This window comes from Emcibacter sp. SYSU 3D8 (genome assembly GCF_039655875.1).
GTDB lineage: Bacteria > Pseudomonadota > Alphaproteobacteria > SMXS01 > SMXS01 > RI-34.
Window position 1 is genome coordinate 324,341 of sequence record NZ_JBBYXK010000003.1, and the last position, 24,652, is coordinate 348,992.

The 24,652-nt window shown below is 63.9% G+C and carries 24 protein-coding genes; 13 read left to right on the top strand and 11 right to left on the bottom strand.

Annotated elements, in window-relative coordinates; all coding sequences use genetic code 11:
- Positions 1 to 144 precede the first annotated feature (144 nt).
- Positions 145 to 822 (top strand): TetR/AcrR family transcriptional regulator, encoded by a 678-nt coding sequence (locus tag WJU21_RS12560; RefSeq protein ID WP_346323783.1) that lies wholly within the window; start codon positions 145 to 147, stop codon positions 820 to 822.
- Here the strand turns inward: WJU21_RS12560 and WJU21_RS12565 are convergent.
- Together WJU21_RS12565 and WJU21_RS12570 are read right to left on the bottom strand one after the other, a co-directional pair.
- Entirely contained in the window at positions 795 to 941 is a 147-nt protein-coding gene (locus WJU21_RS12565) for a hypothetical protein (protein ID WP_346323784.1), read from the bottom strand. The genes WJU21_RS12560 and WJU21_RS12565 overlap by 28 nt on opposite strands.
- Positions 942 to 991: 50 nt before the next feature.
- Positions 992 to 2,242, bottom strand: coding sequence for a cytochrome P450 (locus WJU21_RS12570; RefSeq protein WP_346323785.1), 1,251 nt, complete (start codon positions 2,240 to 2,242; stop codon positions 992 to 994).
- Between the two features lie 144 nt (positions 2,243 to 2,386).
- Here WJU21_RS12570 and WJU21_RS12575 point away from each other — a divergent pair, with 144 nt between their 5' ends.
- On the top strand, positions 2,387 to 2,905 hold the full coding sequence (locus WJU21_RS12575) for a VOC family protein (protein ID WP_346323786.1): 519 nt from the start codon (positions 2,387 to 2,389) through the stop codon (positions 2,903 to 2,905).
- A gap of 42 nt (positions 2,906 to 2,947) precedes the next feature.
- Here the strand turns inward: WJU21_RS12575 and WJU21_RS12580 are convergent, their stop codons facing one another.
- Both WJU21_RS12580 and WJU21_RS12585 read right to left on the bottom strand, forming a co-directional pair.
- Positions 2,948 to 3,286: a hypothetical protein gene (locus WJU21_RS12580; RefSeq protein WP_346323787.1), complete on the bottom strand. Its 339-nt coding sequence runs from the start codon at positions 3,284 to 3,286 to the stop codon at positions 2,948 to 2,950.
- Positions 3,287 to 3,424: 138 nt separating this feature from the next.
- The gene (locus tag WJU21_RS12585; RefSeq protein ID WP_346323788.1) at positions 3,425 to 4,810 is read right to left on the bottom strand and encodes an SRPBCC family protein; all 1,386 of its coding nucleotides are present in this window, start codon (positions 4,808 to 4,810) and stop codon (positions 3,425 to 3,427) included.
- A gap of 123 nt (positions 4,811 to 4,933) precedes the next feature.
- Between WJU21_RS12585 and WJU21_RS12590 the strand changes: the two genes are divergently transcribed.
- Positions 4,934 to 5,245: a hypothetical protein gene (locus WJU21_RS12590; RefSeq protein WP_346323789.1), complete on the top strand. Its 312-nt coding sequence runs from the start codon at positions 4,934 to 4,936 to the stop codon at positions 5,243 to 5,245.
- A gap of 47 nt (positions 5,246 to 5,292) precedes the next feature.
- Here WJU21_RS12590 and WJU21_RS12595 read toward each other — a convergent pair whose 3' ends face one another.
- On the bottom strand, positions 5,293 to 6,669 hold the full coding sequence (locus WJU21_RS12595; RefSeq protein WP_346323790.1) for an aromatic ring-hydroxylating dioxygenase subunit alpha: 1,377 nt from the start codon (positions 6,667 to 6,669) through the stop codon (positions 5,293 to 5,295).
- Between the two features lie 205 nt (positions 6,670 to 6,874).
- Here WJU21_RS12595 and WJU21_RS12600 point away from each other — a divergent pair, with 205 nt between their 5' ends.
- Complete coding sequence (locus WJU21_RS12600; RefSeq protein ID WP_346323791.1) at positions 6,875 to 7,663, top strand: LuxR C-terminal-related transcriptional regulator; 789 nt, start codon at positions 6,875 to 6,877, stop codon at positions 7,661 to 7,663.
- A gap of 93 nt (positions 7,664 to 7,756) precedes the next feature.
- The gene (locus tag WJU21_RS12605) at positions 7,757 to 8,974 is read left to right on the top strand and encodes an acyl-CoA dehydrogenase family protein (RefSeq protein WP_346323792.1); all 1,218 of its coding nucleotides are present in this window, start codon (positions 7,757 to 7,759) and stop codon (positions 8,972 to 8,974) included.
- A 92-nt stretch (positions 8,975 to 9,066) separates the two neighbouring features.
- On the opposite strand, the gene WJU21_RS12610 is transcribed toward WJU21_RS12605, so the two are convergent.
- The 5 genes from WJU21_RS12610 to WJU21_RS12630 form a co-directional block, all read right to left on the bottom strand.
- Complete coding sequence (locus WJU21_RS12610) at positions 9,067 to 10,419, bottom strand: MBL fold metallo-hydrolase (RefSeq protein WP_346323793.1); 1,353 nt, start codon at positions 10,417 to 10,419, stop codon at positions 9,067 to 9,069.
- A gap of 154 nt (positions 10,420 to 10,573) precedes the next feature.
- Positions 10,574 to 11,575: a transporter gene (locus tag WJU21_RS12615; protein WP_346323794.1), complete on the bottom strand. Its 1,002-nt coding sequence runs from the start codon at positions 11,573 to 11,575 to the stop codon at positions 10,574 to 10,576.
- Positions 11,572 to 12,123, bottom strand: coding sequence for a C39 family peptidase (locus WJU21_RS12620; RefSeq protein ID WP_346323795.1), 552 nt, complete (start codon positions 12,121 to 12,123; stop codon positions 11,572 to 11,574). Before WJU21_RS12620 ends, WJU21_RS12615 begins: the two co-directional genes overlap by 4 nt.
- Before the next feature lie 115 nt (positions 12,124 to 12,238).
- Entirely contained in the window at positions 12,239 to 12,649 is a 411-nt protein-coding gene (locus WJU21_RS12625; protein ID WP_346323796.1) for a hypothetical protein, read from the bottom strand.
- A 433-nt stretch (positions 12,650 to 13,082) separates the two neighbouring features.
- On the bottom strand, positions 13,083 to 13,727 hold the full coding sequence (locus WJU21_RS12630) for a TetR/AcrR family transcriptional regulator (RefSeq protein WP_346323797.1): 645 nt from the start codon (positions 13,725 to 13,727) through the stop codon (positions 13,083 to 13,085).
- A 480-nt stretch (positions 13,728 to 14,207) separates the two neighbouring features.
- Here WJU21_RS12630 and WJU21_RS12635 point away from each other — a divergent pair, with 480 nt between their 5' ends.
- Positions 14,208 to 15,584 (top strand): aromatic ring-hydroxylating dioxygenase subunit alpha, encoded by a 1,377-nt coding sequence (locus WJU21_RS12635; protein ID WP_346323798.1) that lies wholly within the window; start codon positions 14,208 to 14,210, stop codon positions 15,582 to 15,584.
- A 53-nt stretch (positions 15,585 to 15,637) separates the two neighbouring features.
- Complete coding sequence (locus tag WJU21_RS12640; protein ID WP_346323799.1) at positions 15,638 to 16,789, top strand: glycosyltransferase family 4 protein; 1,152 nt, start codon at positions 15,638 to 15,640, stop codon at positions 16,787 to 16,789.
- 9 nt (positions 16,790 to 16,798) lie between these two features.
- Here WJU21_RS12640 and WJU21_RS12645 read toward each other — a convergent pair whose 3' ends face one another.
- Positions 16,799 to 17,551, bottom strand: a complete 753-nt coding sequence (locus WJU21_RS12645) for a metallophosphoesterase family protein (protein ID WP_346323800.1) — start codon at positions 17,549 to 17,551, stop codon at positions 16,799 to 16,801.
- Positions 17,552 to 17,720: 169 nt separating this feature from the next.
- On the opposite strand from WJU21_RS12645, the gene WJU21_RS12650 reads away from it, so the two are divergent.
- From WJU21_RS12650 to WJU21_RS12675, 6 genes are all read left to right on the top strand, one after another.
- Positions 17,721 to 19,115, top strand: a complete 1,395-nt coding sequence (locus WJU21_RS12650; protein WP_346323801.1) for an O-antigen ligase family protein — start codon at positions 17,721 to 17,723, stop codon at positions 19,113 to 19,115.
- Positions 19,116 to 19,227: 112 nt separating this feature from the next.
- Positions 19,228 to 19,668, top strand: a complete 441-nt coding sequence (locus WJU21_RS12655) for a hypothetical protein (RefSeq protein WP_346323802.1) — start codon at positions 19,228 to 19,230, stop codon at positions 19,666 to 19,668.
- Positions 19,669 to 19,758: 90 nt separating this feature from the next.
- Entirely contained in the window at positions 19,759 to 20,994 is a 1,236-nt protein-coding gene (locus tag WJU21_RS12660; RefSeq protein ID WP_346323803.1) for an outer membrane beta-barrel protein, read from the top strand.
- Between the two features lie 91 nt (positions 20,995 to 21,085).
- The gene (locus WJU21_RS12665) at positions 21,086 to 21,595 is read left to right on the top strand and encodes a polysaccharide biosynthesis/export family protein (protein WP_346324063.1); all 510 of its coding nucleotides are present in this window, start codon (positions 21,086 to 21,088) and stop codon (positions 21,593 to 21,595) included.
- An 84-nt stretch (positions 21,596 to 21,679) separates the two neighbouring features.
- A complete protein-coding gene (locus WJU21_RS12670) occupies positions 21,680 to 23,935 on the top strand; it encodes a polysaccharide biosynthesis tyrosine autokinase (protein ID WP_346323804.1) in 2,256 nt (751 codons plus the stop codon).
- Positions 23,916 to 24,635: a hypothetical protein gene (locus WJU21_RS12675; RefSeq protein ID WP_346323805.1), complete on the top strand. Its 720-nt coding sequence runs from the start codon at positions 23,916 to 23,918 to the stop codon at positions 24,633 to 24,635. The genes WJU21_RS12670 and WJU21_RS12675 overlap by 20 nt, the downstream gene beginning before the upstream one ends.
- Positions 24,636 to 24,652: the final 17 nt, after the last annotated feature.

Sequence of the window (24,652 nt, forward strand, 5' to 3'; positions counted from 1 at the left end):
GATGTAAAATTTTAGGGATGCCGGACGCGTCGGTCAAGTGGCCTGCGATCTTGAATCGTGCCGGTACGACCGCTAAAAGCGACAATGAAGGTTGGAAGTGCGGATCACGCAGACCTTTGCGCCCGAAACAGTGACGGACAGATGATGACCAAGGTGAGCGCGGCAAGTCAGAAGCGTTCTTCGTATTCCAGCGAGTCCATGGCGCGCCGCCGCACCCGGGTGCTCGAGGAAGCGCGCAAGCTCATCGCCGAATCGGGATATGACGGCGTCACCATGCGGCTGCTTGCCGAGCGGTCGGAAGTTGCGTCGGCCACGCTGTACAACATCTACGGCAACAAGGAGACGGTGATCGCCACGGCGGTTTCCGAGTTGTTCGAAGAACAGATGGCGCACGACACCGCCGAGCGCGGCGCGGGCCTTGACGGCACCATTGCGCGCATGCGCTGGATCGCCGAGGAAATCCGGCGCATGCCCGAATATTCCCGCGCCATGGTCACGGTCTATTTCTCGGCCAGCGCCGAGAACCTGGTCCGCGACCTGCTGCGCCGCATCACCATGCAGGCTCACCGGCGGTTGTTTGCAAGCCTGCGCGAGCAGGGCGGCCTGCTGCCCTGGGTCGATATCGACCTGTTGGCGTCGCAGACCGCCAATCACCAGTACGCGGCCGTGCACGACTGGGCCATCGGCAAGGTCGCCATGGACCGGCTGGCCGACAGGCAGATTTACGAACTGCTCCTCGCGCTGGCGGCTGTCACCACCGGCGACATCGCCGACGACGTCCGCACCCGTCTGCGTCAGGTCCAGGAGACGCTGGTTTCCTGATGGGCGGCAGGCGCGGTCGCCAATCGCGCGTCGGCTTCCAGCTTCAGCCCGTCGGCGATGGCGGCCTCGTCCGAACCTGACGGAAACGGCGTCTGGACAGCCTCCAGGCCAACCTTCATCGCCGTGCCGCCGGCTTCCCAGCCACAGACGAAGGGGATGGTTGTTTTCCTCAGCGGGCGCGGTAGCTGACATGCAGGCCGGTCAGGCCCCGGTGCAGGATGCTGACGATGTGGCGCAACTCGTTCCTGTTCGGCGTCAGGCGCCAGTCGGTCAGGCGGGTGAACAGGCGCTCAAAGGCGATGTTCATCTCCTTTCGGGCGAGCATGGCGCCGACGCAGAAATGGGTGCCCATGCCGAACGACAGGTGCGCCTCGGCATTCGGCCGGTCGGGATTGAACGCGTCGCCATCCTCGAACTTGCCCTCGTCCCGGTTGGCGGCGTCATAGCTCAACAGCAGGATGGCGCCTTCCGGCAAGGTCACGCCGGCCAGTTCGGTCTCATGCGTGACGATGCGCCACATATGCTTGGTCGGCGCCTCCAGCCGCAGGACTTCCTCGACCACGTTGGGGATCAGCGAGATATCGTCCCCCAGTTTCCCGGCCAGGCCCGGCGTCCCGAGGATATAAGCCATGCCGCCCGCCAGCGCGTTGGTGGTGGTCTCGTTGCCGGCCACCAGCAGCTGCTGGATGATCGACAGCGCCTCGGACATGGTCAGCAGGCGGCCGTCATAGACAGTGGCGTTGGCCACGTCGCTGATGATGTCGTCCTTCGGCTCGGCCCGGCGGCTTTCCACCACCCTGGCGAAATATTGGTGCATCTCGACCACCGACCGGGCGCCCTGCAGCTGGGCGTCCTTGCCGCCCATCTGGCTCAGGCTGGCAATCACGTCGTCGGACCAGCGCTTGAAACGGGGCAGGTCCTCGCGCGGCACGCCCAGCTGGTCCGCGATGACGAAGACGGGCAGGGGGATGGCGAAGCGCTCGAAGAAGTCGCACTCGGTCGACTTCGCCATCTCGTCGATCAGCTCGTCGCAGATTTGCGTGATATAGGTTTCCATGGAATTGACGCGCGACGCGCTGAACGCCTTGTTGACCAGGGTGCGGTACTCGCGCTGGGCGGGCGGATCCTGGGTCAGCATGGTCTCGACCTGCGGAAAGCCCTCGGCCATGATCGCCTCCACGTCGGGATCGCGCTGGCCGCGGGCGCTCATCAGGCTGGCGAATTTGTTGGAGAACCGCTTCCAGTCGCGCAGCACCTCCTGCACCAGCTTGTAGGGTGTGACCAGCCACACGTCGCGGCCGGGTATGGGGCTGTTGGGCAGTTTGTAGACCGGGGCCTCGGCCCGTGCCGCCGCATAGAACGCGAACGGGCACTCGACCGTCTCCGGGTCGAAGAAGTTCATCGTGTCCAGTCTGGTCATGGCGCAGCCTTTCCCCGCTTCCCGGGAGAGTTATCCGAACCGGATCATGCTGCAAGCCCGGCGCTGGTGCCACCTGTCAGGGGTGACAGTGGCGCTGCTGTCCGGCTATTGGTTGCACAGGGGAGAAAACGAAAGGACCGTCCCATGGAAATGCCTTATGGCGCCATCGTGCAGCAGGCCTATGTGGTGAACGACATCCGCGCCGCGGCGGAGAAGTGGAATCGCACGTTCGGCATCGGCCCGTTCGTCCACCTGCCGCATATCACGCTGCCCAACGTGCTCTACCACGGCCAGCCGGCCGAGATGGAGCTGTCGGCGGCGCTGTGCCAGGCCGGCCCGATCCAGGTCGAGCTGATCCAGCAGCACTATGACGGCCCGTCCTGCTACCGCGACACCTGGCCGAAAGGTCAGGAAGGATTCCATCATGTCGCCGTGCTGTGCGCGGACTTCGAGAAGGAACGCGCCCGCTACGAGGCCATGGGCTGCCCGACGGCGATGATCTTCGGCGGCACGGAAAACCGCACCTGCTACATGGACGCCCGCCACCTGACCGGCGGCATGGTCGAGCTGTACACCGACTATCCGGGCATCCGGCACCTGTACCGCACGGTATCGGAACGCGCGGCAAACTGGGATGGGAAGGATATTCTGGTCGGGATGTAGCTACCGCGTTCATAGAGGAGCGTTTTCGCTCCAATTCGGAAGCTAGCGAGAGCGGAACAGTCTTTCTAGCCCCCTGCACAATACGACCTTTAGCGGTAGCGCAATCAGAAGCGTATCCGACCCAACCCGCGATGCATCCGCGCCCGTCTCATCGCACATGATCTTGGTGAATGTGGACCAGAGGTTTTCTTGGTCCCTCCCGTCCGGCGGCAGTGCTTTAAGGAGGGCGTCGAAAACGTCACCAGCAGTCTGCCAGGTTGCTGCATCTGCATAGTTGAACGACACACCAAAGTGCCTTTCAACCTCCAAGACGGCATCCACTTCATCCCCATCGCCGCCGAAGCCGATGGTTTCCAGATGCTGGTTCTGTGCTGCTTGCATACTTCTCAGAGCACCGGTCCAAGGTTTTCGCGCAACGTCCCATCCTCCTCCACATCGTACGTTCAACGCGCGGCTCATCAATCGCCAAAACAAAAGGGGCGCCGAAGCGCCCCTTTTCCGAACCCCCTGAAGTCAGGCTTATTCGGCGGCCACGGCCGTATGCGGATTGCTCGGCACGGCGCGCTTGCCCTTGCCTTCGATGTATTCGTCGATGACCTCGTGGTAGCGGCGAATGCGCGCTTCCTGGCCCGACAGGTACACGCCCTTGAAGGCGCGGCTGCGGAAGCCAAGCTGCTGGCCGGTGGTCACGCCCATGTCCTGGTCGATCAGCAGGCCCAGGCTCTGCTCGCCGTAATTGAACACTTCGTGTTCCACATCCTCGCCGGCCTTGAACACGCCGTTGGGCGTGTAGATCGGCGTGTCGAGATCCTTCGGCACCGGCGAGTACCACCAGTGGTCGAACACGCTCTGGGTCGGGTCGGTCGGGTGCGGCCGGGCGCGCAGGAAGTGGAAGCCCGTCGCCCACAGCGACACCGCGAAGTTGGGGAACAGGAAGTAGTGATAGACGTCGGTGAGCTGATGGTCGCGCAGGTTCTGGAAGTGGTTGTAGCCGCGTGACGGGCCCAGCTTGCGCATGGCCTGCTGGATGGCTTCGCGGGTCTCGTATTCGCGGCCGCCGCGGAACTCGTCGGGATCCAGCTCCCACAGGCGAAGCTGGCGCTCCAGCACCGGCTCGATCTTCACCTGGCCGCCGTTCCACTCCATCTGCTTCGACGGCTTGCCCGACTGCATCCACATGCGGGCATGGCCCTCGGGCGCCATGTCGTACTGGGTCGACAGATAGCTTTCCTCGGTCTTGCCGGCCGCCTGCGGGTGAACCGTGGGCAGGTGATAGGATTCGTTGAAGTTGTCGATGATCACCTTCCAGTTGATCGGCGCGGTGCAGGTCTGCGCCAGATAGCGCTTCCAGTGATCCATCTCGTAGGCCGACCATTCGTCCCACAGCGGGCCGAGATATTCCTGCAGCGACACGCAATCCGGGTCCATGTTGACCCAGATGAAGCCGGCGAACACCTCGCAGCGGATCTCGTTCAGGGTCAGCTTGCCGCAGGGATCGCCCTCGGGGAAATCCTCGGGGTCCAGCGCGAAGGTCAGCTGGCCGTCGATTTCCCAGCGCCAGCCGTGATAGGGGCAGGTGAAGGCGTCGACCGTGCCAACATCGTTGAAGATCAGGCGGGCACCGCGGTGCTGGCACACATTGTAGAACGCGCGGATGCCGCCGTCCTCCTGGCGCACCATCAGGATCGATTCCGGGCCGACCTCTTCCTGCTGGTAATCGCCGGTCTCGGGAATTTCGTCGGCGCGGCCGAGCAGCAGCCACACCTTGGTCCACATGTGTTCCCACTCCTCCTCGAAGAACTCCTTCGAGTGATAGCGGAAGCCCTCGATCTTGCTGCCCTTGAAGGTTGGCGCCGGATAGCGGGGCGCGGGCTCCTTGGCCCAGGCGGGATTCGGTGTGGTCATGGACATAACTCCCCGTGAATTGGTGCGCCATTATCGGTCCGGCGGCGCATTTCTGTCACCTGTTGAGTCTGATAGTGCCTGCCGGCGGGTGAAACCGCCGGGCCCGCCGCTCGTTAACGTCACATGAAGACCCCCTCGGAAGGCGCCGGCTCGCCGCTGCTGTATCTCGTCTGGTTTGACGGGCTTCCGCCGGACGAGCGTCCGGCGCTTGCCTGGGCGGGCGATGCTCATCCGCTCGCCGACCATCTCTGGCTCGTGCGAAGTTCTCTGACCCGGTCGCGGCTCTATCACGCCACGAAGCGGCAGCTGCCGGCCGGGGCGGCGCTGCTGGTGGCGCCGCTCGACGATCGTCCCGAGGGCTGGCCCAAGTTCAAGGGGATGACCGCCGGCGCTCTGGCATGGCTCCGCAGGTCGGGCCGCCGGGCGCTTGCGTGAACAAAAAAGGGGCGCCGAAGCGCCCCTTTCCGGCCCGTTGTGTCGGTTTATTCCGCCGCGATGGCGCTCGAGCGCTTCGGCGCGGGGCGCTTGCCCTCGATATATTCGTCGATCACCTCGTGATAGCGCCGGATGCGGTGCTCCTGCTTCGCCAGGTACACGCCCTTGTAGGCGCGGCTGCGGAAGCCCAGCTGCTGTCCGGTGGTGATGCCCATGTCCTGGTCGATCAGGGTCGACAGGCTGCGGTCCAGATAGTTGAACACCTCGTGCTCGACCTCGGCGTCACGCTCGACCGGGCCGTTGATGGTCATCACCGGCGTGGTCAGGCCCTCGGGCGCCGGCGCGTACCACCAATTGTCGAACAGGCACTGGCCCGGATCGGTCGGGTGCGGCCGGGCGCGCAGGAAGTGGAAGCCGTCCGCCCACACCGACACCGCGAAGTTCGGGAAGATCGTGTAGTGGTAGGTATCGGTAAGCTGATGGTCCTTGAGGTTGTCGAACTGGGTGTAGCCCATCTCCTTGCCCTTTTCCCGCATGGCCTTCTGCAGCGCCTCGCGGGTCTCGAACTCGCGGCCGCCCCGGAAATCGTCGGGATCAAGACCCCACTGTTCCAGCAGGAACGCCAGGCCGGGCTTCAGCAATTCGTCGTCGCCGCGCTTGGCCAGCGAATGCGACGGCGTGCCCGACTGCATCCACATGCGGTTGTGACCCTCTTCCGACATGTCGAACTGGGTCCACTGGTAGTTTTCCTCGACCACGCCGTCGACCTGCGGATGCACGGTCGGCAGGTGATAGGATTCGTTGAAATTGTCGAGCACCACTTTCCAGTTGCACGGCACCGTCGCGGTCAGCGCCAGGTAGCGCTTCCAGGTGTGGATCTCGTAGGCGTTCCAGTCGTCCCAGATCGGGCCGAGATAGTCCTTCAGCGGCACGCAGTCCGGATCCATGTTGACCCAGATGAAACCGGCGAAGGTGTCGCAGGGGATCTCGTTCAGGGTCAGCTTGCCGCACGGGTCGCCCTCGGGGAAATCCTCGGGGTCGAGCGCGAAGGTCAAGGTGCCGTCGATCTCCCAGCGCCAGCCGTGATACGGGCAGGTAAAGGCGTCGACCGTGCCCAGCTCGTTGAACACCAGGCGGGCGCCGCGATGCTGGCACACATTGTAGAAGGCGCGGATGCCGCCATCGGCCTGGCGCACCATCAGGATGGATTCGGGGCCGACCTCTTCCTGCTGGTAGTCGCCGACTTCCGGGATCTCGTCCTCGCGGCCCAGCAGCAGCCATACCTTGGTCCACATGTTCTCCCACTCGTCATGGAAGAATTCCTTGGAATGATAGCGGTAGCCCGGGATGGTCTGACCCTTGAGATGCGGCTCTGACCACTTCTCGGCGGGCTGTGCGTACCAGGCGGCGTTATGGACGGTCATGCGGTCGGTCTCCCCGTTCGGTCTTGCGTGGCGCCAATATGCCACAGGTTGACGCGGTCAGGCGAGACCATCGCTGCACATACGTTTAATTTGCCGCTGCATCCGTGCAATCAAAGCCATCCGGTGACCGGTCGTGGTTCGTGACGCACGGCAGGCGCTTCGCTATCATCAGGCCCAGCGCGTTGACTTCAAAGGGGAGACAGACATGGCGGCCGGCGAGTCCGATCCACTGGCTTCGTTGTTGCGTACGCTGGAGCGGACCCGCGATACCGAACAGGCCGTGGAGATCGCCAAGGACATCGGCGCGGTGATCGGCCTGCCCTATCCCTCCTGCATCGCCGATTATTCCGACCCGATGCTGACCCGCGCGCCCGACGGGCGCACCTATGCGGAGCTGTTCGGCTGGGGCGCCGATTTCCGCGAGGACTGGGAGCGCAACCGGCTGAACCTGATCAGCCCCATCGCCAATGTATGCCGCTATTCCACCCGGCCGTTCGTGTGGCGCTCGAAGGACATCGTCACCATGTCGCCGCTGACATCCGATACCCGCGGCAAGCACTGGCACCTGACGCCCGAGCGGCAGATCGCCGGCGGCCTCACCATTCCGGTGCATCTGCCGCTGGGGCGCGTCGCCTCGATGAGCTGGGTGGCGCGGACCGAGGCGCGGCCATTCGAGCAGGTGCTGGAGGACTATTCCACCCAGCTCCGGCTCGCCGCGATCCTGTTCCTCGACATCGTCGCCCAGCAGGACATGGACGCGCCCACCGTCACCGCCGGCACGGGCGACACCGGCCTGTCCGCGCGCGAGGTCGAGTGCCTGTCCTGGGTGGCGCTGGGCAAGACCGACGGCGAGATCGCCACCATCATCAACCGGTCCGTGCCCACGGTGCGCTTCCACCTGGAAAACGCCATGAAGAAGCTCAACGTGCATAACCGCACCCAGGCGGCGGCACTGGCGGCGCAGGCCGGCATCCTCGGCTCGCTGCTGCAGTGACCGCTCGCCTGCACACGTAACTTATCCTTGTTTCCCCCGGCCAAACGGCCGATGAATACGGCCGCGAAAGAGCCAGTTTGAAGGGAGACACCGATGGATTTCCAACTCAGCCCCAAGGCGAAAGAGCTGCAGCAGCGCCTGCTCGCCTTTTTCGACGAGCACATCTATCCGAACGAGGCGACCTATGACGCGCAGATGGCCGCATTCGGCGCGAACCGCTGGCAGATTCCCCAGATCATCGAGGACCTGAAGGACAAGGCCAAGGAAGCGGGCCTCTGGAACCTGTTCCTGCCGCACAGCGACACGATCGAGGGGTTGAGCAACCTGGATTACGCGCCGCTCTGCGAGATCATGGGCCGGGTCGGCTGGTCGTCGGAAGTATTCAACTCGCTGGCGCCCGACACCGGCAACATGGAAGTGCTCGAGCGCTACGGCAATGCCGAGCATAAGGAAAAGTACCTGAAGCCGCTGCTCAACGGCGAGATTCGCTCGGCGTTCCTGATGACCGAGCCGGACGTGGCCTCGTCGGACGCCACCAACATCTCGACCCGCATCGAGCGTGACGGCGACGAATATGTCATCAACGGCCGCAAATGGTGGAGCTCGGGCGTCATGGACCCGCGCTGCAAGGTCTACATCCTCATGGGCAAGTCCGACCCGGAAGCGGCCACCCATCTGCAGCAATCCATGATCCTGGTGCCCGCCGGCACGCCCGGCATCACCATCGAGCGTCACCTGCCGGTGTTCGGCTTCGATCACGCGCCCAAGGGCCATGGCCAGGTGCTGCTCGAGAACGTCCGGGTGCCGGTGTCCAACATGCTGCTGGGCGAAGGCCGCGGCTTCGAGATCGCCCAGGGCCGCCTCGGCCCGGGCCGCATCCATCACTGCATGCGCGCCATCGGCGTCGCCGAGCGGGCGCTGGAGAAGACCTGCAAGCGCCTGGTCTCGCGCACGCCGTTCGGCAAGAAGCTGTCCGACCAGTCGCTGTGGCAGGACCGGATCGCCGATGCCCGCACCGAGATCAACATGTGCCGCTGGCTGGTCTATCACGCCGCCTGGAAAATGGACATGGAGGGCAACAAGACGGCCCGTTCCGACATTGCCCAGATCAAGGTGGCCTGCGCCCGCATGGCCTGCAAGGTGGTCGACATGGCCATCCAGGCCCATGGCGGCGCCGGCGTTACCACCGATTTCGGTCTGGCGTCGGCCTATGCCAATGCGCGGACCCTGCGCATTGTCGATGGCCCGGACGAGGTGCACAACCGCACCATCGCCAAGCTCGAGCTGAAGCAATATTCCAACCGCGCCTAGCGGCCGGTACACGGACGACGGAAAAGGGCGCGGCCTACGCGCCCTTTTTCATGCCGTCCGCCTGGCAGAGGCAGCGTCCTTGAAATGGAAATTCAGCCTTGTGCGGCCTTCCAGGCGCCCATCGAGCCAAGATAGATATCGAGATTGGCGAAACCCTGGCTGGCAAGCCAGCCTGCCGCGACCGTCGCGCGCATCCCGCTGGCGCACATCAGCGTATAGGACATGCTCTTGTCGAGGTCGCGGTAGCGCTCGTTGAGTGTGCCGACATAGATATGCTCCGACCCGGCAATCGCGTCCGAGGCCCGCTCGTCGGCGTCCCGTACATCGAGCAACGTCCAGGTGTTCCTGTCCTCGCGTAACCGCCGGGCCACTTCGGGCGTCCCGATCATGGGAACAGCGTCCATTTTCTCGCCCTTCGCCGCCGCGCCTACCACCCCGACATAGCCGCCGATCACCTTGTCCAGCGCGATCCGGCTGAGGTGCTCCATGGCCGCGCAAAGCTGGCTCGCATCGGACGCAATGAGGACGACCGTGTCATTTTCCCGGATAAACCAGCCGGCGAAGGCGGAAATCATGTCCACGGGGAGGCTCATGCTTCCCGGCAGATGGCCCGAGGCGTACGCCATCGGATCGCGAATATCGACCAGATGGTCGGCGCCCGCCGCCTTGAGTTCATCAAGCGAAAGGCTGCGCGGTCTCATCACTCGCGGTGCTTGCTTGCCCCCTTCCAGGTTCAAGCGCCCCATCAGCCGGAAGTAGGGCGGCTGATAGTGGTTCTCGTTCACCTTGAGGCGAATGAACTCATCCCGGTCCGTGATCCGCAGGCGGGGGTTGTTGCGGCGCTCGTGGCCCAGCGTGGAAAATTCCCGCTCCGCCATGCCGGAGCCGCAGACGGAGCCCGCTCCGTGCGCCGGATACAGGATCGTCTGATCGCCCAGGCGAAGAATCTTTTGCAGCGAGTCGAACAGGAGGCCCGCGACTTCTTCTTTGCGATCCGGGTAGAAGTCGGCCCTTCCCACGTCGCCCACAAACAGTGCATCTCCCGTGAACACACCCACGGGGCCATCGGGATAGTCCTTGTCATGAAGCACGAAGGCGAGATGGTCGTAGGTGTGGCCGGGCGTCTCGAGCACTTCGACGATGAGTTGCCCGATCTGGAAGCGGTCACCGTCCCTGGCGGTGTCCGCATAAACGACATCGCCATCGGCATTGGGGCCGTGCAGCACCTGCGCCCCGGTCATGCGCGCAAGCACCGGAGCGCCCGAGACCAGATCCTCGTTGCGGTGGGTTTCGACTATGTAGGTGATCTCAAGGCCCTCGGCACGTGCCTTTTCGACGTATATTTCGCAGTCGCGCCGGGGGTCGACCACCATCGCCTTGCCCCCGGACCCGACCAGGTAGGAAAGGTGCGAGAGTCCGGGCGTCTTGATTTTCTCGAGCAGCATTGCGTCTCCTTCCGGTTGCACATTAATGCTCACGTTTCAGGTGATGTTCCGGTTTCACCGGTCGTTGAACTCAAGTGACGGCAGATTTCCGGGAACGCAGGCCATGACGGTCCTGGGCAAGGTGCACGCCCGTGCCCCTTGGACAGCCGGTGCCCTAGAAGCGCATGGGCAGAGACATGCCGATTGTCACGTCGGGACTGTCCGGCGTCACGCCGAACGCTCCGCTGACAGTTAGGAAGACGTTCCGGCTCAGCACGACGCCGACTCCCAGTTCAACCGCTCCTTGGGTTTCCCGGGTGCCGGGAAGTTTGGTGCCGCCAACGGCAGCCCGGCCTTCAAATGAAAAATTGAACCCGGTGTTCAACGAGATGTCAGGCGTTACCGCCAGGCTGACGCCAACATTGAGGCCGAAGATCCCGCTGCGGTCCAGGTCGATGCCCCGGATCGTCTCCCCGATGAAGTCGGAATAGCTGGCAGTGCCATAGAAAGCGATCGGCGCGATGCTCCTGGTAACGGATAACTGGCCGGTCAGCACGTGAAAGCCGTTGCCCAGGGGCACGGGCGTGGACCCGAAATCTGCGCCCGTCGGCGCCGTATAGCGGACGCTCGCCACCACCGAGGGACGGTTTTCGGTCTGGCTCAAGAGCGACTTCCAGACCGTGAACGACACGTCTCCCAGGCCGGTGTTGTTCCCGCCGGCGGGCGCCTCACGGTGCAGTAGCGGAACACTGGCTCCCACCATCCAGCCGCCCTTGAGACCGGCCCGGGCATCAAGGCCCAGGCCATAAATGTTCTGGGCGGGGGCCATGAATCCGCCGCCGGCCCGGCTCCAGACGAGACTGGGTGCCACCTCGATGATTCCAGGCGGCAGGACGGCGGTGCCACGGCGCACCAGGGTTCTTTCCAGCGCCCTGTCCTGTTCGGGGTCGTCCGCTTCGAATCTGGGTGCATCGGCGGACGCCGCCGGTGGTGGAATCTTGCGGCCGCCAAGCTCGGCCTCGAGGGTCTCTATCCGCTGTTTCAACAATCCGTTGATCTGTTTCTGCGCCGCCAGCTCGGCCTTTACCTGTTCAAGCGTCTCGGCGGCAGCCGGGCCCGCCGCGCAAAGGCACGCGCAGGTCAGCAGCAGAAGCACGATGCGATAACACCCTGTCACGGATCACCCCTCCGCATGACGAAAGCCATCCCGCCCATCCATGCCTCCTCGAATTTGTCCCGGCTCAAGGTACGATTTCCATAGGCGGGATCGGCCAGCCTGACCCGGCCCTTTGGTGTCAGGCCAGCGAAAACCACGTAGTGGTTGTAGCCATGCACCTTTATGGGAACGATGGGGCCGTCGAAATGCCGGATGTCCTCGATCGTCATGCCTTTGAACCCAATGGCCCGGTATCCGCGCTCTTCGACGTAGCGTTTCATGTCGAGCATGGAGAATCCGCCGCGATGACGGACCTTCAGCGGCTCGGTCTGGCGCAGCAGACCCCCCGCCACTTCCTGCTCGGAAACAGGATCGTTGAAATGATAGGTCAGAACCGTGGCGATGGCAGCGGCGCCGCAGCTGGTGTCCCATTTCTGGATCACCACGCCGGCCTCGCGCATTTCCTTGAGCGACCGGGTTCCTGTCGCCGCAGCGGACGGGATCGTCCCGGCGATGGCAAAAGCGGCAACGAGGACTATGCCTGCAAGCCTTTTCAGGAAATCATGCACCACAGACGCAGTTCAAAAAGAGAAGGCGGCATCGACGCGCGCCAATACCGCCTTCAAGGCCGAAGCTGCAAACGCACGGGTGCGTCTGCATTGAGCCAGGCCAGGTCTCCGGAGATCACGGAAGGTTCAGGTTAACCGTAACGAACCTCGCACCGTGGCCCTTGCCGACCAGGGTCGCATCAACGGTAAGCAAGCCTGGCGGAAGAGGGACAGGCAGAGTGACGCCAACGTCAACATCCTGAACGGACGTGACGCCTTCATTGTTCGGGCCCTCTCCAGCATACATCTTCCCGCCCTGTGTCGGCTTGTCGATCGTTTTGTAGATCGGGTTCCCGTTGGTATCCGTGCCAATGACTTTTCCGGTGACGAGGTACCTGGCGATCACTTGGCCACCCACAACGCTGTCCATTTGCGTGTCGGAAAGCATCATGGGACCGCTAGCGTTCTGCGGCGTCAGGTCGCCTGCCAGCGCGGGTGCGGCAGCAAGGCAAAGGCCCACGGTCAGTAGTGATATCTTGGTTCGCATATCGCTCCCTTTCATGTTGGCGATTTCGTGATCGCAAGAAGCCGCGATCTGCTTCCCCCTCAAACATTCTCGAAAAGCAGATATATAGTTTCGTGTCGATTTCACGGAGTCCAGCTAAATCAGGTGATCTGGACCATGCGATGATTTGGTATTCGGCGTGCTCAACATTGGTATTCAGCGAACTGAGCAAGGTCCTTCGCATAATAGCTGGCGATGGCGGCTTGATTTGGGCGAAGGGGACGTATCTGGGGTTGCGGACAGTGGACTGATACCCATCGCCTGCCGCCATGTGCGCCAGCCACTGCGGTGCCTGCCCGGTCATCGGGGGCAGGCTGCGGCGCCTGACTGCACAAAAGGTCGAACGGAACATGGCCCGAGGTCTCGAGGGCGGCGGCCCTGGCGTCCCAGTGGCGTCTGACTGTCCGGTGCCGCGCTATTTGTCGCCGTTCTGACTGTCGAACAGCGCGGCGACCATCTTCTTCAGATGGGCGCGCAGCGCGGCGTCGGTGTCCGCCTCCGACAGGCCAAGGGTTTGCCGCAGGGCCATGCCTTCCAGCACGTAATTGACCAGCGCGCCGCCAACCCGGAATTTCTCCTGGTCCAGCTGCCATTCCGGCATCGCCGTCTTGGCGTTCTCGCGGGCTCGCTGGCGGAATCGCCAATATTGGTCGTTGACCAGCGCGCCCAGATGGGGATCGGTGCGCCCGGCCATGGCGATCTCCAGGAACGCCACATAGGAGGGATCCTGCACGAAGCCCCACAACGCATCGATGCGCCGGCCGTGGAGCTGATCATCCGTAGGCTCGGTGGGGCCACGCGCGTAGCTCTGCTGGAGTTCGAGTTGCTGCTGGAAGATGAATTGCAGCGCGGCTTCGATGGCGGCCGATTTCGACTCGAAGTGATGCTGCATGGCGCCTTTGGACAGGCCCGCCTTGCGGGCGACCTGACCGAGCGTCAGGTTCGAATAGCCGAACTCGGCCAGGCAATCCACGATCGCCCGCAGGATACTGTCCCGCGTGAATTCGCTCTTTGTCGTCTGCCAGTGTTCCGGATCGCAATTCTCCTTCGCATGCTGCAATGCCAGTTTGCGCCGTTGCCGCGAATCGAGTTCGGCCGTCCGTCCGGATTCGGACCCTGTATCAGTGTCGCGAAGCGCGACTTTGGGTCCATGTTGTTGAATGTTCGTCAGATCCCCCGTGACCATGAACGCCATCCTCCCCATGCGTTATCGATCACATGCTATGCCCCAATCAACAATCCGTCCATAAGAGATGCTATTTTTGACAGGTTGATCGGCATTTTCAATATGGGCGGGATACCGCTAAAAATGATCTAACCTACTGTAGATAAATATAATATTTTGATCCGTGCATTTTTGCAAAAGCAATCACGTTTGTCTTATTGTTTTTGGCTGCGAAGGTGGCGGAACGGCCCGGCCGCTCCTGAACCGGCCCGCACCTATGAGATTTGAGAGGTTCGCGACCGGGCAGCGTCGGCTAGGCTCGCGCCGCACCAGCGTGCCCCCGCCTGGCGGTGGGATACTACAGGGGATGCAACCATGAATATCCAGAACCCTCAGGCTTTGAAACCCGGCGAGGCGCGTTGCCCCGGGCCCAGCACCAGGGACCTGATCCTGCGCGATGGCTGGCAGGTGCCGGCGGCGCTGATCGCCGAGGATTATACGTTCCTCGGTGACGACGACATGCCGTATGAGCGCTATACCTCCGAGGCGTTCTTCCATGCCGAGATCGACCGGATGTGGAACCGCACCTGGCAATGGGCCTGCAGGGAAGAGCATATTCCCGAAGTGGGCGACCATTATGTCCACGATGTGGGGCCATATTCGATCCTGGTCGCGCGCGTCGCCCCTGGCGAGGTGAAGGCGTTCGTCAATTCCTGTCTGCACCGGGGCACCCAGCTGCGCCCATCGGACAGTGTCGGCAGCGTCATGCAGTTTCGCTGCCCGTTCCACGGCTGGACGTGGAACCTGGACGGCAGCCTGAAGGAAATTCCCTGCCGCTGGGATTTTCCCAAGGTTACCGACGAGGACTACCGCCTGCCCGAGGTGAAGGTGGCGCGCTGGGGCGGGTTCATCTGGATCAACATGGACGAGAACGCCGGGCCGCTGGCGGACTATCTCGGCCCCCTGGCGGAGCACCTGTCGGGCCGCTGGGACCTGTCGAGGCGCTACGTGGCCGTCCATATCCAGAAGATTCTGCCGGCCAACTGGAAGGCGTCGCAGGAAGCGTTCCTCGAGGCCTATCACGTCCTCGAAACCCATCCGCAGTCCATGCCCATCACCAGCGACGCCAATTGCCAGTACGACACGTTCAGCGACAAGGTGACGCGCTTCGTACATACGGTCGGCATCCAGAGTCCCCATTACCCGGTCGAGCAGACCGAGCAGGAGATCATCGGCAAGATGCGCTTTGCGCCGCGCGATGTGACCTTGAAGGAGGGCGAGACCGCGCGCGCCGTGGCCGCCCAGTTCCTGCGCGAGACCATGGGCGCCGAGTTCAGCATCGACCTCAGCGCCTACAGCGACAGCGAGATGCTCGATTCGATCGAATACCACCTGTTCCCGAACATGTTTTTCTTCCCGGGCGTGTCGTTGCCCATGCTCTACCGCTTCCGGCCCAACGGCATGGATGTGGACAGCGCGATTTTCGACCTGATGCTTCTACGGCCGCTGGCCGACGGCCAGGCATTGCCCGAGGCGCCCGCGCCGATCAGACTGGACGTCAAGCAATCCTATACCGAGGCAGCGGGGCTCAACCCGTTGCTGGGCGCGGTCTATGACCAGGACACCATGAATCTGGACATGCAGCAGAAGGGCTTCAAGGCGTCGCGCAAGCGGGGCCAGACCCTGGGCAACTACCAGGAAATCCGCATTCGGCGCATACACAAGACGCTGGACGCCTATCTGGCCGAGTAGCGACGCAAGCCGGCCGCTGGCAAAGCCCGCGGCCTTGGGCTATAGCCGTCAGCATGCACATTCGTTTTCTGACCGGCCGCCTGGATTCAGCAACAGGCGAAGACGCCTATGATGGCAGGCTGATCGACGCGCTCGCGGCGCGCGGTCACCGCATCAGCGTCATTGCCCGGACGGATCAGGGACGGGATGGCCCGGTCACGGTCTATCCGCTGCCCTTGCCGGCGCCGGCTCAAGGGCTGCTGTTGCGAAAGTTCGAGCTGCCGCTGTCGCTGGCGCGTGGCCGGCGGGCGATCCGGAACCTGTCGTGTCCGGCGCCTGATATCACCGTCGCGTCGGAGCACCTGTTCATGCGCGGCCATGCCGCCAGGTTCCGGCGCAGGCCCTGGGTCTACTTCCCGCATCCGTTCACCTATCCCGAGGAAATCGAGCGCTTCACCGAGCCCAAGCTGCATCACCGTCTGTCCATGGGGGCCGCCCGCCGCCTCCAGAGCTGGGCCGTGGGGCGTGCCGACATCACGGTCAGGCTCTGCCGCACCAGCATGGAGGCGATCATGGAGCAGCTCTCTCTCGATGACATGGCCCGCTTCACCCTGATCACGCCGGCAACCTGGACCGAGGCCGCGCCGCGCCAGCGCGACCCGTTGGGCCCGCTCCGGCTGCTGGTGACGGCCGAGGGATTGCACACGACCAAGCGCCTCGATTTGGCGATCCGGGCCGTGCTGGCGCTGCCTCCCTGGGCGAAATGGGAGTTGCACATCGTGGGCGACGGCGATGACCGGACGATCTACGAAACCCAGGCCGCCGATGACGGCCGCATCCTGCCGATCCATTTTCACGGCGCGCAGGACGACCTGTCGCCGTTCTACCGCCGCTGCGACGTGCTGCTGTTTCCGTCGCGGCTCGAGCATATGGGGCTGACGCTGATCGACGCCATGAAGCATGGCCTTCCGGTGCTGGCGCTCGATAGCCGAATCCAGGGTCTGCATACCGCCAGCAACGAAATCGTCGACAATGGCGAGACCGGCTGGCTGGCCGGCTCGGACGAGGCGTTTGTCGCCGGCGTGCAGCGGCTGGTGACCGATCCGGCGCCGGTCGACGCGGCGGGTGCGCGCGCCCATCTGGTGGCCAGCAAGCGTTTTGCATGGGAGAGTCACGTGGATCGCTGGGAGGAAGTGCTGACCGATATCGTCGCCCGCTCGGGCTAGAGGCCGGTTCTAGCCGCCCGTCGAGACGAACCGGCGATCCTCGCCGTCGAGCACCACACAGGTCAAACGGCCCGAGTGATAGGCCCCGGTATCCACCGCGATGCGGTGCGGCAGGTTGATGGCCTCGGTGACCTGGGAGTGGCCGTGAACCACGCACAGGCCGTCGAATTCCTCGGCGTTCAGAAATTCGCGCCTGATCCACATCAGGTCCTGCGGGTCCTGGCGGTCGATGGACACCCGCGGCCTGATGCCGGCATGAGCGAACAGATAGCCGCCCGACCGATGGCTGAGCGCCAGCCCGTCGAGGAACGCCTGATGCGCCGGCGGCATGACCGCGCGAAGACGTGCCGCGATGGCCGGGAAATCCGCCGACTGCCCGGCCAGGCCTTCACGGATGCCGTAGCTGACCACGGTCATGACGCCGCCCGTATCGAACCATGCCGGCCCGATTTCGGGTTCGTCGAGGAAGCGCTTCCACAAATCCTCGTGATTGCCCTTGAGGAAGACCGTGTCGAAGCGGCTGTCGATACCGCTCAGCAGGAACTCGATCACGCCGGCGCTGTCCGGGCCGCGGTCCACATAATCGCCGAGGAAGACCAGAGTGCAGGGGCCCGCATGGTCCGCGGCATCCTGCTCGATCCGCGCACAGAGTGTGCGCAGCAGGTCGAGGCGGCCGTGGATATCGCCGATCGCATATATTCGCGCGGCCCCGGCGGGCTGCGGCGTGGCGTGGGTCCTGGATCGGAACAGGCGGCGAAGCATGGCCTACACTTGGTCTGCGCCGCCGGGGATGTCCAGTGTGATGTGACGGGCGAAGGGGGCCTCCCTGCTGGCGCGGGTGCCTAACAATTGCCATCATTCCTTGGACTGTTAGGAGGCAACCCGAAATAGGCCGGCCGGATCTGCCGCCTGGTCCGCGAGTGGATTCGCCTTGAGCCTTCATCGACTGCCATTCTACCTCCTGCTCGCCGCCGTGGCGCTGTCGCCGCTCCCATTCGGCGCGGTGCAGATCGGCGCCTGGAGCCTGCTTGCCCTTGCTGCCGGGCTGGCGATGCTCGGCTGGGCGGCGGCGGCCGTGCTGGACCGGGCCACACCGGCGCATGTTGGCCGGCTGGCATGGCCGATTGCCGCGTTTGCACTTGCCGTGGCCTGGATCCTTCTCCAACTGAGCCCGCTGACGCCGGATGCCTGGCACCATCCCATATGGGCCATGGCCGGTGACGCGCTGGGCGAGCCGATACGCGGACGTGTTGCGATCGACGTCGAGGCCGGATGGTTCGCGCTGATCAGGCTGCTGAGCTATGCCGCCATATTCTGGCTGGCGGCCCAGTATGGCAGTGACCCGAAACTGGCCGAGCGCGCGCTGGGCATCTTCACCGTCGCCGGCGCCTTCGCCGCTGGGCTGGGCCTGCTGTTGGGGCTGGCGGGCCTGACGAAACTACTGTGGTTCGACGAGGGGTTCCTGGTGACGCAGCTACGTTATGGCTCGCGCCTTGCCATCCCGTTCGTCAATCCGAACCACCTGTCCAGCTTTGCAGGCATGGGCCTGATCTGTGCGATCGGGCTGATCGTCGGGCGAAGCCGCGGGCTCTGGCGCCCCGATACGGCGCCACGCGAAAAACTTCGCCGGTTCATCGAGGCGGTTGTCTCCCGCCAATGGCCGCTGCTGGTCGCCGCTGTCATATACGCGGCAGCCGTGGCGTTCAGCCAGTCGCGCGGCGGCGCAGTGGCGCTGCTGGCCGGACTGATCGTGCTGTGGGCAGCGCTGATCCGGCGCAGCCGGCCGCGGATCAGCCGGACCGCCGGCGCCGCGATCCTGCTGGTCGCCGTGGCGGGCTTGCTGTTCGCGCCCACCGTCGCCCGGTTCGCCGACCGCGTCGGCAAGGTCGAATCGGAATCGGTCCAGCGCCTGGAAATCTACCGCAACGCAACAAGCGCCATCGAGGCCTCGCCGCTCCTGGGTTATGGCTTGGGCAGCTTCCCGGCGCTCTATCGGATGTACGACCGGAATGACACCACCGGCGTGGTCGAATTCGCCCATAGCACGGTGCTGGAGACGATCGTGGAACTGGGTATCCCGGCGGCCCTGCTTCTGTTCGGCGCGATTCTCTGGATCGGCGCCGCCTGCTGGCGCGGTGCGGGCGCGAGACGGCGGGACCAGCATTTCCCGGCGCTGGCCGCGGGCGTGGCGGCTGCGGCGATAATACACTCTATGGTTGATTTCCCCCTGCAGATACCGGCGATCGCCGCAGCGTTCTCACTGGTTCTCGGCCTCGGATTTTCTCAAGCATCAAGTTCTCATAAATCTTCTAAGTCATTTAAATAAAAATAGAAAAAATCTTCCTGATCCAGATTAAATCTTTGAGGGCTTCCCGCATTGCGAGAAGCGTGATACAACCATAGGCATTATTGGGCACCTAAAAACTGTGAGGCTCGTTATGGCGACATCCTTTACGAGGCTAATCTATGTTATGGGCTTTGGGGCTATCTTGACGGTGGGTGCGGCGCACGCTGACGACAACGCGCTGCCGCCTCCACTTGCGCAACAACTGAGTGCTCTGATCCAGGGCTCTGTGGGTGGAAACATCGATCCGGGGATTTACGCTCTTGCAGTGCAAAATCCCGGCTACTCTGACGAGATCGCCTGCATTTCGGTGCAGTTTTTCGGTCAGGGCGACACCATTGAGCAACAGATTCTTCAGGGCATATCGGATCCCGAGCAGCAAGCCGCTGTGAGTACCGCCGTCTCGGCGTGCTCCCAGAAGGATGTTGCCGGTGGGTATGGCGTGGCAATCGCGTCATTCAATCAGGGAATCATCGGCGGTGACGTGAACACGTTGTCCAACACGCAGGACAACACGTCGCCCGTTTCGCCGTGATCTGATCAATCACCCACCGTATCGAACTTAAGGGAGCAGGCGGAGTTTTCGCCTGAAGAAAGAATGTTGCGTCGGACACGGAAGTGTTTGGTGGCTGTCTCGGCATGTGCCGCGGCATCCACTGCAGCCCAGCCTGCCTGGGCACAGCTTGCGAACAATCAGCACGGCAATACGGTGCTGACAACGCCGGGACCCTACGATCCCATCGGGTTCAGGGCAGGACCGATCTACTTCTTCCCGTCGGTGTCCGTCCAGGGCATCTACAACGACAACATCTATGCCGAAGAGACGGGCAAGCGGTCGGACGAGATTCTGGTCGTCCGGCCCGAATTGCAGGTGCAGACCGACTGGTCCCGGCACGAACTGCAGCTCTATGCCATGGGCGAGTTCGGTCTGTATGAGGATTTCACCGACGAGGATTACCAGGACTACCTGTTCCAGGGCCGGTTCCGTCTCGACGTCAGCCGGGCCACGAACCTGATGTTCGAGGCCAGCCACGGACGGGACCATCAGCAGCGTGGTGACCCGGAAGAGGTCGAGGGCCTGCATCCGACCGAATACGATGCCACCAATGCCAAGGTTCAAGTCAACCAGTCGCTCGGCCGGCTCATGTTGTCGGGTGGCGGCAGCTTTCGACGGCTCGACTTCAGCGACGTCGAGGCTGTCGGCGGCGGCTTCATCAACAACGATGATCGCGACCGCGACATCTACGTCGCCAATGCCAAGGCCGCGTTCGAGTTCTCCCCGGGATACAGCGTCTATACCGAGTTCTCGTACAACTGGCGCGATTTCGACGATCTCGTCGACGATCTGGGAATCGACCGTGATTCCGAAGGCTTCGAGATCAATGCCGGTCTGACGTTCGAACTGACCAACCTGATCCAGGGTTCCATCTATGGCGGCTACATGCAGCAGAACCCCGACGATCCGTCGCTGAGCAAGCTCAAGGGGCCGGCCTTCGGCGCCAGCCTGGACTGGAACGTCACCCCGCGCACGACCGTCGGTCTGAAGGGGCAGCGGACGATCGAGGACAGCCAGTTCGTCAACTCGGCAGGCTACTTTGCGGACAGGGGCCGCCTGTCCGTCGACCACAAGGTTCGCGAGAACCTGATCCTCAGTGTGTTTGGCGAAATCGGCCAGGACGATTATCGCGGCATCGCCCGCAATGATTTCCGCTATGGCGTGGGCGGCCGGATCGAGTGGCGGCTCAACCGTCACCTGGCCGCGGATGTGGCCTACAGCTACCAGGGCCGCGACTCCAACTTCGCGTTCGTCGAGGACTTCAACCAGAACCGGGTGAGCGTCAGTCTGAAGGCACGTTATTGAGCGCGTATCGAAGTGTCGGGGGGATCGACCTGGGCCCATCTCCTTTGCTTCGGAGGTTAAAATGCAGATATGGGGGCATGACTTGGTGAGAATGCTCGCAGCCATCGCGATGCTGTTTGTTTCTGCCACGGCGGCACTGGCCAATGATCCGTCAGGCTACAGGCTTGGCGCTGGTGACGAGGTGCGGGTGACCGTGTTCAACCACGCCGACCTGTCCGGCCAGTTCACCGTCAGCGGCGACGGTGTGATCGCCTTGCCGCTGGTGGGCGACATCAAGGCCGGGGGCATGACGCCGCAGGAAGTCGAGTCAGGCATCAAGGACGCGCTTGAGCCCGATTTCCTCAAGAACGCCTCGGTAAACGTCGACGTGCTCAACTACCGGCCGTTCTACATCCTGGGCGAAGTCAACAAGCCGGGCAGCTACCCGTATGTCTCGGGCATGAAGGTGGTGAACGCGGTCGCCCTGTCGGGCGGCTACACCGTGCGTGCCAGCCAGGGAAAGATATTCATCGAGCGGGGTGGCCAGCAGAAGGTGCCCGCCGATCCCCAGACCCAGGTGTTGCCCGGCGACATCGTTCACGTTCCAGAACGGTTTTTCTGATTTCGCAGCAAGGCCCGCGCGCTTTCAGGGCGCGGGCCGGTCTTCCGGACTGACCGGCAACCCAACAAGCGGATTGCACGCACCATGGATCAACGCACGCCCTACGCGCCCGCACGAGACTGGGCCTTCGAGCCGCAGCAGCCGACTGGACGGGATCGCGGCCTAGACATTTTCGGCGTTTTTGCCTCGCTGTGGCGCCGCAAGACGGTGGTGCTGGCGGTGGCCGCCATCCTGTTCACCATCTCGCTGATCTATATCTTCCAGCTAGTTCCGCGCTACGAGGCGGTTGCGACGCTCCGCGTCGGCGCGCCGAGGGCGAACATCGTCGACATGGAGGCCGTGCTCCAGTCCCAGGGGCAGGGCCAGGGCCTGGTGGTGACGGAGATCGGCGTCATCACGTCGCGCCAGCTGATGGGCCGGGTGGTCGACAAGCTGAAGCTGCTGGAAAATCCCTACTTCAACCCCGAGCTTGCGCCGGATGCGAACCGGTCCGCCTGGCGGTTCATCAATCCTCTGTTTTACGTGCGCGGTGCATGGAACGGATTGTTCGGCTCCGGTGAGGAGGCCGGGCAGGGGCTGACCGAGGCGGAGAAGCAGGCGCGCCTGCGCAGCCGCGCGGTAAGCCGCGTCATCGAGATGACGAAGGCGACCAATCAGGTCATGTCGTCGATCGTCGAGGTCCGCGTCGATTCGCCCGATCCTGCGACGTCGGCGAAGATCGCCAATGCGATCGCCGACGAATATCTGGTGAGCCAGTTCGAGGCCAAGTTCAGCGCCGCCGAGCGCGCCAGTGCCTGGCTGAACGATCGTCTCGGCACCCTGCGCACCGAGGTCGAGGCCGCCGAGCGTGCGCTCGAGCAGTTCCGGGCGAAGTCGGGCATCATGTCCAGCGGCAGCGACAGCACGCTGTTGTCGCAGCAGGCATCCGAGGTCAACGCCCAGATGATCATGGCCAAGACCGATGCCGCGACCGCCAATGCGCGTCTCTCCCGGATCGAGCAATTGTACAAGAGCGGCGGCACCGAGGCGGTGGCCAAGATCCTCGATTCCGAGGCCATCGCGCGGCTTCGTGCGCAGGAATCCGAGCTTCAGCGGCAGATGGCGGATCAGTCGCAGGAATTCGGCGAGCGCCATCCCAAGATGGTGTCGCTCAAGGCGCAGATCGCCGACACGCAGGTCCAGATCAAGACCGAAGTCGAAAAGATCATGGCCAACCTGCGCAACGAGGCGGCGGTGGCGCAGACCCGTTACAGCACGCTGGTCGGCAGCCTGTCGTCGCTGCAGGGGCAGGCCGGCGCGAACAGCAACGATGCCGCACAATTACGGATGCTCGAGCGCGAAGCCGCCGCAAAGCGGACGTTGTTCGACACCTTCCTCAAGCGCTTCCAGGAAACCTCGGCGGCCGAGGACCTGCAGCAGGCCGACGCCGATATCATCTCGCGCGCCGAGCCGCCGCTGCGGCCCAGCTTCCCGCCGATCAAGCAATATCTCCTGATCTTCGGCCTGCTGTCGCTGGGTGGTGGCGTGGGCGCGGCCGTGTTCGTCGACCGCATCCTCGACCGCGGCTTCCGCCGACTCGACCAGCTCGAGGAGTTGACCGGCCTGCACGCGCTCAGCTCGATCCCGGTCGTCAAGGACGGCGACCTGATCCGTACCGTGCTGGAAAAGCCGAACTCGACGTTCGCCGAGGCGCTGCGAAACCTGCACACCGGCATCAAGCTGTCCGGTGTCGACGACGATCCCAAGGTCATCCTGATGGTCTCGGCCGTCCCCGGCGAGGGCAAGACCGCGGTGTCTTCCTGCATGGCGGTGATGCTCGCCAAGTCGGGCCACAAGGTCTTGCTGGTCGACAGCGACCTGCGGCGCGGCCGGACCCACGAGCGGCTGGGCCTGTTGCCTGAGCCGGGTCTGGTGACCCTGCTGCTCGAGCACAAGCCGATCGCCGAGGTGGCGCAGCGGCACGCGCCCAGCGGTCTTGACGTGATCGTCGGCGGCGGCGCGGTGCGAAGCCCGCAAGACCTTCTGGGTTCCCGGTCCATGCTCGACTTCCTGGCGCATGCGCGAACGCTCTACGATTACGTGATCATCGACACACCGCCGTCCAGCATCGTGAGCGAGGCGCGGCTGCTGGCCGCCGCTGGCGACCGGGTGGTGATGATCACCCACTGGAACCGCACGCCGCGCAGCATCGTGACCGCGGCGATCCGCCAGCTCAACGAGGCCGGCGCACAATTCGCCGGTGCGGTGCTGTCGCAGGTCGGCGCCCGCGGCGCGCTGATCTATGGCTACGACAGCTACAGCCCCTATTACGGGAAATACGGTGAATATTATCAGGACTGAATCCGACCGGAGCCGGCGCGGACGCGTCGTGGCCGCGGCCGGCGGCCTGGCAGTGGGATGCTGCCTGCTGTTCCTGGCGGGCCCGATTGCCGCCGGTGCTCTGGCGGCGCTTCCCGGCGACACGACCGCCCGCGATCTCCGGCACCGGTCGGCGCTGGACGGCGAGCAGATCGTCACCCTGATCGCCACCCGCAGCCGGGCCATAGATCGCTATGGCGCGCTGGACTGGCGCCGCGAACTGGCGACGGCATCGGTCATGCCGCAGGGCGACAGGCCGGTCGAGCAGGCTGCCATCGACCGCGCCACGGCGCAGACCCGCAAGGCGTTGGAGCAGGCGCCGGCCTCGCCGCATGACTGGCTGCGCCTGTCGATTCTGGCAGCGATGGCGGGCGATCGTCCCGTCGCCGCCGATCACCTGTCGATGGCGCTGCTGACCGGCGCCGACATGCCCCGGCTGCGCTGTAGCGTGCTGGACGTGGGATTTGCATTGTGGGGTGACCTGCCGGGCGAAACCCGGGCGGCGACGTTGACGACGCTGCGCCACGCGTGGCGGACGGGCTCGCGGAATCAGCGCCGCGCGCTGCTCGTGGGCATGCGCGATCGCGGGCTGCTGCCACTGGCACAGCTGGCGCTGGCCCAGGAGGACCGGCTGCAGGCCGAGTTGGACTGGCTGCGGCGGAACAGGCGACCGGCGGCATGAAGCCGCACCGGCGCGAA

Excerpts from the sequence above, each read along its gene's own strand:
- WJU21_RS12560 (WP_346323783.1), top strand. The coding sequence starts at position 145 with ATGACCAAGGTGAGCGCGGCAAGTCAGAAGCGTTCTTCGTATTCCAGC.
- WJU21_RS12565 (WP_346323784.1), bottom strand. The coding sequence starts at position 941 with ATGAAGGTTGGCCTGGAGGCTGTCCAGACGCCGTTTCCGTCAGGTTCG.
- WJU21_RS12570 (WP_346323785.1), bottom strand. The coding sequence starts at position 2,242 with ATGACCAGACTGGACACGATGAACTTCTTCGACCCGGAGACGGTCGAG.
- WJU21_RS12575 (WP_346323786.1), top strand. The coding sequence starts at position 2,387 with ATGGAAATGCCTTATGGCGCCATCGTGCAGCAGGCCTATGTGGTGAAC.
- WJU21_RS12580 (WP_346323787.1), bottom strand. The coding sequence starts at position 3,286 with ATGCAAGCAGCACAGAACCAGCATCTGGAAACCATCGGCTTCGGCGGC.
- WJU21_RS12585 (WP_346323788.1), bottom strand. The coding sequence starts at position 4,810 with ATGACCACACCGAATCCCGCCTGGGCCAAGGAGCCCGCGCCCCGCTAT.
- WJU21_RS12590 (WP_346323789.1), top strand. The coding sequence starts at position 4,934 with ATGAAGACCCCCTCGGAAGGCGCCGGCTCGCCGCTGCTGTATCTCGTC.
- WJU21_RS12595 (WP_346323790.1), bottom strand. The coding sequence starts at position 6,669 with ATGACCGTCCATAACGCCGCCTGGTACGCACAGCCCGCCGAGAAGTGG.
- WJU21_RS12600 (WP_346323791.1), top strand. The coding sequence starts at position 6,875 with ATGGCGGCCGGCGAGTCCGATCCACTGGCTTCGTTGTTGCGTACGCTG.
- WJU21_RS12605 (WP_346323792.1), top strand. The coding sequence starts at position 7,757 with ATGGATTTCCAACTCAGCCCCAAGGCGAAAGAGCTGCAGCAGCGCCTG.
- WJU21_RS12610 (WP_346323793.1), bottom strand. The coding sequence starts at position 10,419 with ATGCTGCTCGAGAAAATCAAGACGCCCGGACTCTCGCACCTTTCCTAC.
- WJU21_RS12625 (WP_346323796.1), bottom strand. The coding sequence starts at position 12,649 with ATGCGAACCAAGATATCACTACTGACCGTGGGCCTTTGCCTTGCTGCC.
- WJU21_RS12635 (WP_346323798.1), top strand. The coding sequence starts at position 14,208 with ATGAATATCCAGAACCCTCAGGCTTTGAAACCCGGCGAGGCGCGTTGC.
- WJU21_RS12640 (WP_346323799.1), top strand. The coding sequence starts at position 15,638 with ATGCACATTCGTTTTCTGACCGGCCGCCTGGATTCAGCAACAGGCGAA.
- WJU21_RS12645 (WP_346323800.1), bottom strand. The coding sequence starts at position 17,551 with ATGCTTCGCCGCCTGTTCCGATCCAGGACCCACGCCACGCCGCAGCCC.
- WJU21_RS12655 (WP_346323802.1), top strand. The coding sequence starts at position 19,228 with ATGGCGACATCCTTTACGAGGCTAATCTATGTTATGGGCTTTGGGGCT.
- WJU21_RS12665 (WP_346324063.1), top strand. The coding sequence starts at position 21,086 with ATGCTCGCAGCCATCGCGATGCTGTTTGTTTCTGCCACGGCGGCACTG.
- WJU21_RS12670 (WP_346323804.1), top strand. The coding sequence starts at position 21,680 with ATGGATCAACGCACGCCCTACGCGCCCGCACGAGACTGGGCCTTCGAG.